This is a genomic window from Bacillus kexueae (assembly GCF_022809095.1).
Classification (GTDB): domain Bacteria; phylum Bacillota; class Bacilli; order Bacillales; family Aeribacillaceae; genus Bacillus_BZ; species Bacillus_BZ kexueae.
The window spans coordinates 39231-46697 of sequence record NZ_JALAZE010000015.1 but is presented as its reverse complement, the minus strand read 5'-3'; the positions used below and the strand labels follow the sequence as shown (position 1 = coordinate 46697).

At 39.6% G+C, this 7467-nt stretch carries 6 protein-coding genes, 2 tRNA genes and 2 rRNA genes; 9 read left to right on the top strand and 1 reads right to left on the bottom strand.

The genetic code is table 11. From position 1 onward, the window contains the following. The 9 genes from ML543_RS16610 to tsaD form a co-directional block, all read left to right on the top strand. Positions 1 to 100 (top strand): 23S ribosomal RNA (locus tag ML543_RS16610); the annotation flags it as partial. Positions 101 to 244: 144 nt separating this feature from the next. Further along, positions 245 to 357: ribosomal RNA gene (gene rrf, locus ML543_RS16605) — 5S ribosomal RNA — on the top strand. A 32-nt stretch (positions 358 to 389) separates the two neighbouring features. After that, positions 390 to 466: transfer RNA gene (locus ML543_RS16600), tRNA-Met, on the top strand. Between the two features lie 46 nt (positions 467 to 512). Further along, a tRNA-Asp gene (locus tag ML543_RS16595) sits at positions 513 to 588 on the top strand. Between the two features lie 580 nt (positions 589 to 1168). After that, positions 1169 to 2158: a thiamine-phosphate kinase gene (gene thiL / locus ML543_RS16590; RefSeq protein ID WP_243388522.1), complete on the top strand. Its 990-nt coding sequence runs from the start codon at positions 1169 to 1171 to the stop codon at positions 2156 to 2158. Positions 2159 to 2167: 9 nt separating this feature from the next. Continuing rightward, positions 2168 to 2647: a tRNA (adenosine(37)-N6)-threonylcarbamoyltransferase complex ATPase subunit type 1 TsaE gene (gene tsaE, locus ML543_RS16585; RefSeq protein ID WP_243388521.1), complete on the top strand. Its 480-nt coding sequence runs from the start codon at positions 2168 to 2170 to the stop codon at positions 2645 to 2647. Next, positions 2628 to 3323, top strand: a complete 696-nt coding sequence (gene tsaB, locus ML543_RS16580) for a tRNA (adenosine(37)-N6)-threonylcarbamoyltransferase complex dimerization subunit type 1 TsaB (RefSeq protein WP_243388520.1) — start codon at positions 2628 to 2630, stop codon at positions 3321 to 3323. Before tsaE ends, tsaB begins: the two co-directional genes overlap by 20 nt. Continuing rightward, the gene (rimI, locus tag ML543_RS16575) at positions 3320 to 3775 is read left to right on the top strand and encodes a ribosomal protein S18-alanine N-acetyltransferase (RefSeq protein ID WP_243388526.1); all 456 of its coding nucleotides are present in this window, start codon (positions 3320 to 3322) and stop codon (positions 3773 to 3775) included. Before tsaB ends, rimI begins: the two co-directional genes overlap by 4 nt. Beyond that, complete coding sequence (gene tsaD / locus ML543_RS16570) at positions 3768 to 4781, top strand: tRNA (adenosine(37)-N6)-threonylcarbamoyltransferase complex transferase subunit TsaD (RefSeq protein WP_243388519.1); 1014 nt, start codon at positions 3768 to 3770, stop codon at positions 4779 to 4781. The genes rimI and tsaD overlap by 8 nt, the downstream gene beginning before the upstream one ends. A 538-nt stretch (positions 4782 to 5319) precedes the next feature. Here the strand turns inward: tsaD and ML543_RS16565 are convergent. After that, positions 5320 to 7245, bottom strand: coding sequence for an ABC-F family ATP-binding cassette domain-containing protein (locus ML543_RS16565; protein ID WP_243388518.1), 1926 nt, complete (start codon positions 7243 to 7245; stop codon positions 5320 to 5322). Positions 7246 to 7467 lie beyond the last annotated feature (222 nt).

The window sequence follows — 7467 nt, the reverse complement described above, 5'->3', positions numbered from 1 at the left end:
TGAGTAAGATCCCTGAAAGATGATCAGGTTGATAGGTCCGAGGTGGAAGTGTGGTGACACATGGAGCTGACGGATACTAATCGATCGAGGACTTAACCTATTCAATCAGTTGATTGATTTCAGTGAACACGTTATCTAGTTTTGAAAGAATAATCTTCTTTCAAACCGTATCAAAAAGAAAAGGGTTTTGAGAAGCAAAGCGTATTGAAAAATACGTAGCTTGTCGAAAGCCGAAAACATATTGTCTGGTGGCGATAGCGAAGAGGTCACACCCGTTCCCATACCGAACACGGAAGTTAAGCTCTTCAGCGCCGATGGTAGTTGGGTTTTCCCTGTGAGAGTAGGACGCTGCCAGGCTTTTTTGTTTACAATAAACAATTTATTATCATCGCGGGGTGGAGCAGTCTGGTAGCTCGTCGGGCTCATAACCCGAAGGTCGCAGGTTCAAATCCTGTCCCCGCAACCAATTAAAAACGTTAATGTTAGTAAAATTAGAAATAACATATTAATATGGTCCCGTGGTGTAGCGGTTAACATGCCTGCCTGTCACGCAGGAGATCGCGGGTTCGATTCCCGTCGGGACCGCCATGAATTTATAAGTAACGAAACGTAATGCGTTTCGTTTTTTTTATTGTTACAGAAAGTTTAAGTTCAATAAAATGTTAAAGTATTCTCTTTACCGTTTTTTTTGGTGTCTAGCTCCAAGCGAAATCAGCTCGGGTCGCTTCGGCCCTGCTGTGGCGACGGAAGCCTCCTCGCAGGTCCTCTAGCGCCCTTCGCCTAAGGACTTGCGCTTTGCGCTTTTTCTGTGAAAATAAAAATTACCTATGAGCTGAATGATCTATTATGATAGGTAGATGGTAGAAAGGAAGCCCCGGGGAGAATAAATTTTCATGTCCGGGGTGTGAGTGTAAAATCATGTATGTTTCTTATTGTCTCTGAAAATGACTATATTTTTAAGCGGTTCGTCTAGTTCTTAACGTTAGCAAAAGCAAAGCGCTTCATCTCAAGTGAACGCTAAGTTCTTATTGAAACACTTTGTATTTTTGGTTAAAAGCTATTAAGATAGGCGACGATAAGTATAACAAGGTATAGACTTGGATTAGCGAAGTGGATACGATAAACTAGTTAAAGATAAAACGAAAGATTTTAAAGAAAGAGGATGTTCATGTCCATTCAAGATGAATTTCAGTTTATAAATAAGGTCCGCCCAAGCTATCTACACAATTCTACGATAAAAGTAGGAATAGGGGACGATGGTGCTGTTTATGAAACATCATCTGAATATGATCAAGTCGTCTGTCAAGATTCGATGGTAGAAGGAATTCATTTTACAACTAAGACAATGTCGGCATATGATATCGGTTATAAATGTTTAGCGGTGAATTTAAGCGATATCGCTGCGATGGGTGCGATTCCAAAATATTGTCTTGTTTCGATTGCGATTCCGAAACATTGGGCAGAGCAAGAGTTATCTGCTCTTTACGATGGTCTCAAAGAATTGGCGAATCAATATAAGGTTGATGTAATTGGTGGAGACACAACTTCGTCTATGTCTGGATTGTTTTTATCCGTAACAGTAATTGGAGTGGTGGAGAAAGGGAGAGCAATCTTACGCCAAACCGCTCAACCTGGTGATGTGGTTTTTGTGACAGGTACGTTAGGAGATTCAGCAGCAGGATTAAATATACTTCTGGAAAGTGTAAAAGATACATATTCGAAAGATGAAGAGTTTCTCATTCATCGCCATCAGCGACCTGTGCCACAGATTGGTATTGGTAGAAAACTTGTTCATTTTGAACGAGCATGTTTAAATGATATAAGTGATGGATTGGCAAGTGAACTACATGAAATTGCTGAGTCAAGTCAAGTATCCATTCGCATAAATCGTGATAAAATCCCATTGAGTAGGCCCATTCAAAATTTCGATGAAAGCAAAAAATGGACATGGGCATTAACAGGTGGAGAAGACTTTGAGCTTGTTGGCTCATTACCACCGAGTGATTACGAACTGTTCAAGCAACAATGTGAACGAGAAGGTGTTCATATTTCAGATATAGGATCCGTTTTACCAAAAGGAGAACATTCTGTTTTAATCTTGGAAGAAGGTAAAGAACATCCTTTACAAAAAGGTGGATACAATCATTTTAAAAAATAAGGTGATGAAATGAAACAGCGATATGAAATCATTTCAAACGGTCCTGAGGAGACAGCTAAAATTGCTTCTTCCTTAGCAGACCGTTTAAAAAAGGGTGATGTAATCACACTGGAAGGCGATTTAGGGGCTGGGAAAACGACATTTACGAAAGCGTTGGCAAAAGGGTTAGGGATTAATCGTACAGTCAACAGTCCTACTTTTACGATTATTAAAGAATATACAGAGGGCCGTTTACCTCTTTACCACATGGATGTATATCGAATGGATGATAGTGAAGAGGATTTGGGGTTTGATGAGTATTTTGAAGCAGACGGTGTTACGGTAGTTGAGTGGGCACGAATCATTCAAGACCAACTTCCGGTATCTCGTTTAGAGATTTCCATTCATCATATTGAAAACAATAAACGCAAAATTGTGCTTGAGCCAATTGGTGAGCGCTACAGCGAGTTGTGCAAGGAGTTAATGAGCAATGACAGTACTATCAATTGATACGTCCAACTATGTATTGGGCGTGGCGCTAGTAGATGAACAAAAAGTAATCGGTGAACTTGTCACGAATTTAAAGAAGAATCATTCCGTGCGAGCAATGCCAGCGATACAACAACTAATGAATGATTGTGATATTCAAATCGATCAGCTATCGAAAATTGTTGTGGCAAAAGGGCCTGGTTCATATACGGGTGTTCGCATTGGTGTCACAATTGCCAAAACGCTTGCTTGGAGCAAGAACATTCCGCTTGTAGGCGTATCTAGTTTAGAAGTGTTAGCGGCAAACGGACAGTTTTTTAACGGGTATATTTGTCCACTTTTTGATGCACGCCGCGGACAAGTATATACGGGTTTATATGAATACTCCACGGAGATGAAGAGTGTTCTACCAGACCAAAATGTACTTCTAACCGATTGGTTAGAGAAATTGAAAGAGAAAGAGAAACCAATTTTATTTGTAGGAAACGATGTAGCCATTCATAAGGAAACCATCCAACAACAATTAGGAGAACAGGCTGTTATCGCAGATGTAGTGCACCACAACCCACGTCCATCTATGTTAGTAAAGTTAGGTTATCATCGCGATTCGGAAAATGTTCATCATTTCGTTCCAAATTACTTACGAATGGCTGAGGCTGAAGCAAAATGGCTGGAACAACAAAACGCATCAAAATGAATCAATTAGCGAATGTACGGAAGATGACAGCGGATGATTTAGAAGCTGTTCATCGAATCGAATGTAGTTCCTTTCCCAATCCTTGGACAAAGGAAGCTTTCATGCATGAATTGTTTGAAAACCAATACGCTCATTACTTTGTTATTGAAATGGAAGAAGAAATCGTCGGCTATTGCGGACTATGGGTTGTTTTCGATGATGCTCAAATCACCAATATCGCGGTATTACCAACCTATCGTGGACAGAAGCTAGGAGAAACGCTATTAAGCTATGTCATGCGGTTTGCAAAAGAATGTGAAGCAAGTCAAATGACGCTTGAAGTGAGAGTTTCTAACCTAGTAGCACAAGCCTTGTATAAAAAGTTAGGATTCAAAGAAATCGGAATTCGGAAAAATTATTATTCGGATAATCAAGAAGATGCTTTATTAATGTGGGTGAATTTACATGAATGAAAAAGACCGATATATATTAGGGATAGAAACGAGTTGTGATGAGACAGCAGCGGCCATCATTAAAAATGGAAGTGAAATTGTTGCGAACGTGGTTGCGTCTCAAATCGATAGTCATAAACGTTTTGGAGGCGTCGTACCGGAAATTGCTTCAAGACATCATGTTGAAAACGTAACTGTCGTACTGGAAGAAGTCATGCAAAAGGCAGGTATGAACTTTGAAGATTTATCGGCTATTGCGGTGACTGAAGGACCTGGATTAGTTGGGGCCTTATTAATTGGTGTAAACGCTGCAAAAGCATTAGCGTTTGCTCACAATTTACCCCTAATTGGCGTCCATCATATTGCGGGACATATTTATGCCAATCAGCTGATTACGGAATTAAAGTTTCCGCTTTTAGCGCTTGTTGTTTCTGGGGGGCATACGGAGCTCGTGTATATGAAAGAGCACGGTTCTTTTGAGGTGATTGGAGAAACTTTGGATGATGCAGCGGGAGAAGCATATGACAAGGTGGCACGTACGTTAAACTTACCGTACCCAGGAGGGCCACATATTGATCGTCTTGCTCATGAAGGGGAACCGACTATTGATTTGCCGCGTGCATGGTTGGACGATTCTTATAATTTTAGTTTCAGTGGGTTAAAATCTGCGGTGATAAATACGTTGCACAATGCTTCCCAGCGAGGGGAAACGATTGAACCACAAAATTTAGCTGCCAGCTTTCAAGCGAGTGTGGTCGATGTATTAGTAACGAAAACTGTTCGTGCTCAGGAAGAATTGAATGTAAAACAAATCTTATTAGCTGGGGGAGTAGCTGCGAATAAAGGTCTTCGAACAGCGTTGGAAGATGCTTTTTCAACAAAAGATGATGTAGAGTTAGTTATTCCGCCGTTGTCATTGTGTACAGATAATGCTGCGATGATTGCAGCTTACGGTGATATTCTGTATCAAAAGAAGAAATTTGGACAATTAGATATGAACGGAAATCCAGGATTAGAATTGAAATAATGAAAGAGCCAGATGTTACATCTAGCTCTTTTTTTCATTGTTACAGAAAGTTTAAGTTCAATAAAGTGTTAAAGTATTCTCTTTACAGTTTTTTTGATGTCTAGCTCCCAGTGTCACCTTTTGAGTCGCTTTAATCCTGGTGTGGAAGTGTTCATCCATCCCAGCTTGCACCGTTTCAAACAGGTCCATGCATTAAAGAAAAATGGGTGAGTGGGGATAAGTAGGAGGCAGAGGAGGAATATTCGCAAAATTATTCACAATTCACAAATGTTTTGGTTAGAATTTTTAGAAAATATGTGGATAACCCACAGTTTATGCACAATTTATACACATGGATGTGGGTAAATGAGATAATGGTGATAAAAAGTTGTGAAATCAACTCTTTTTTACATGTGGAAATTGTGGATAAAAAAGTATTGGATTGTGGATGATGGGGATAAATTAATAGAACTTTAAAATTCATTTTTTTATTAAGGTGAGATTTGAAGAAAAAATGAGTATCGCCATCAGAAAGCTCAAGGCAATCTGATGGCGATCGTTACGCTTCTATTAACTCTTCCCAGTTTAACATATGTTCCTCTAACTGCTCTTTTAACTTTTCGTTATCTTCATGAATTTGTTGAACACGCTCATGATCTTGGAAGATTTCAGGGTCACATAAGAGCGTTTCATTTTTTTCAATTTCTTCTTCTAGTCTCGTTATTTCGGACTCAAGCTCCTCAATCTTTCGTTGGCGTTGGCGCTCTTTCTTTTTTAGTTCCTTCTCTTCCTCGTATGATCGTTTCCCTTCTGGTTTAGCTTCAGCTTCTTTGTCTTTTGTAGGCACCTCTTCTAACCGTTTTAACTCTCTCATTTCTTCTTTTTTCATTACGTAATAGTCATAGTCACCTAAGAAAGTTGTCAAACCTTCATGAGAAAGCTCTAAAACTTTTGTAGATAAACGGTTCATGAAGTAGCGGTCATGGGAAACGAATAAAATGGTACCAGGATAATCAATCAGTGCGTTTTCTAACACTTCCTTACTATCTAAATCGAGATGGTTCGTTGGCTCGTCTAAAATAAGAAGGTTTGATTTTTGCATCATTAGCTTTGCGAGAGCTAGGCGAGCTTTCTCTCCACCACTTAATGAAGAGACATTTTTCAAAACGTCGTCTCCTGAAAATAAAAAGTTTCCTAAAACCGTTCGAATTTCTTTTTCAGTATGTGTCGGGTATTCGTCCCACAATTCATCCAACACTCTTTTGTTAGAGGTTAAGTCAGCTTGTTCTTGATCGTAATAACCGATCGAGACATTTGAGCCAAACCGAATACTGCCTGTAAGTGGCGTTAGTCGATTCACTAAAGTTTTTAAAACGGTTGACTTTCCAATCCCATTCGGCCCTACTAATGCAACGGATTCTCCACGTGTCAACATAAAGTGGAGGTCAGAAAGGATTGGGTTCTCCCCGTCATATGTTACCGTTAAGCTCTCCACTTTCAACACATCATTCCCGCTTTGACGCTCGATATCGAATGAAAAGTTAGCGGATTTTAAGTCGCCATTTGGGCGGTCCATAACTTCCATTCTTTCGAGCATCTTTCGTCTGCTTTGAGCCCGTTTTGTGGTGGAAGCGCGTGCTAGATTTCGTTGAATGAAATCTTTCATTTTGGCAATTTCATCTTGCTGTTTTTCGTATAATTTCAAATCTCGTTCATAGTTTTCCGCTTTTTGTTTTAAGTACTTGCTATAGTTTCCGACAAATTTTGTACATTCCGTACGCGCAATTTCATAGACGATGTTGACGACTTTATCTAAAAAGTAGCGGTCGTGTGAGACGATTAAAACGGCGCCATCATATCCTTGCAAATATTGCTCAAGCCACGATAACGTTGCGATATCTAAATGGTTGGTCGGCTCGTCTAAAATGAGTAAATCAGGCTTCGTTAATAATAACTTCCCGAGGGCTAAGCGGGTTTTTTGGCCACCGCTAAGTGAAGCAACGGGAGTTTCATAACTGTAGTCATGAAATCCGAGGCCGTGCAAAATAGAACGAATATCGGCTTCATATTGATATCCACCCTGCTCTTTAAACGAGTATTGTAGTTCATCGTATTCTTTTAAAAGCTGTTGAAACGCTTGGGAAGTAGGATCATTCTCTGCCATACTGGCTTCCATTTTTCGCATTTTTTGTTCCATTTCTTTAAGGTGTGTGAAAACAGATGCCATCTCTTCCCAGATGGATTGCGTGGATTCGAGGCCAGTATTTTGGGCTAGGTAGCCAATCGTCAAATCTTTCGGTTTAATGATTTCTCCACTATCGTACGAAAGTTCTCCAGCTATGATTTTTAATAGAGTGGATTTTCCGGCCCCATTTCTACCTACTAAAGCAATTTTGTCGCCGGATTGCACTTCAAGCTTTATATTCGATAAAATAAGGTCAGCACCAAAATGTTTTGTTACGTCATTTAATTGTAATAAGATCATACGTTTTCACCTCTCACTTTCCAAATAATAGAAAGTGCCTACTAACAATATTAATGAAAGGCTGTTTTCGTAAACATTGTTGCTTCATTAACAAGGAGTTTCTAAAAACAACCACCTTTTAGTAATGAAAAAAAGAGTGTTCGCCTTTCTTCTATTAGTGTAGCTTAATCATTTTAGATGGGCAATATATCGGTGTTTTCGAGTGGTCACTGACAAAAATTT

Coding starts and splice junctions, on each gene's coding strand:
- tsaD (WP_243388519.1), top strand. CDS start 3,768: ATGAATGAAAAAGACCGATATATATTAGGGATAGAAACGAGTTGTGAT.
- tsaB (WP_243388520.1), top strand. CDS start 2,628: ATGACAGTACTATCAATTGATACGTCCAACTATGTATTGGGCGTGGCG.
- tsaE (WP_243388521.1), top strand. CDS start 2,168: ATGAAACAGCGATATGAAATCATTTCAAACGGTCCTGAGGAGACAGCT.
- thiL (WP_243388522.1), top strand. CDS start 1,169: ATGTCCATTCAAGATGAATTTCAGTTTATAAATAAGGTCCGCCCAAGC.
- ML543_RS16565 (WP_243388518.1), bottom strand. CDS start 7,245: ATGATCTTATTACAATTAAATGACGTAACAAAACATTTTGGTGCTGAC.
- rimI (WP_243388526.1), top strand. CDS start 3,320: ATGAATCAATTAGCGAATGTACGGAAGATGACAGCGGATGATTTAGAA.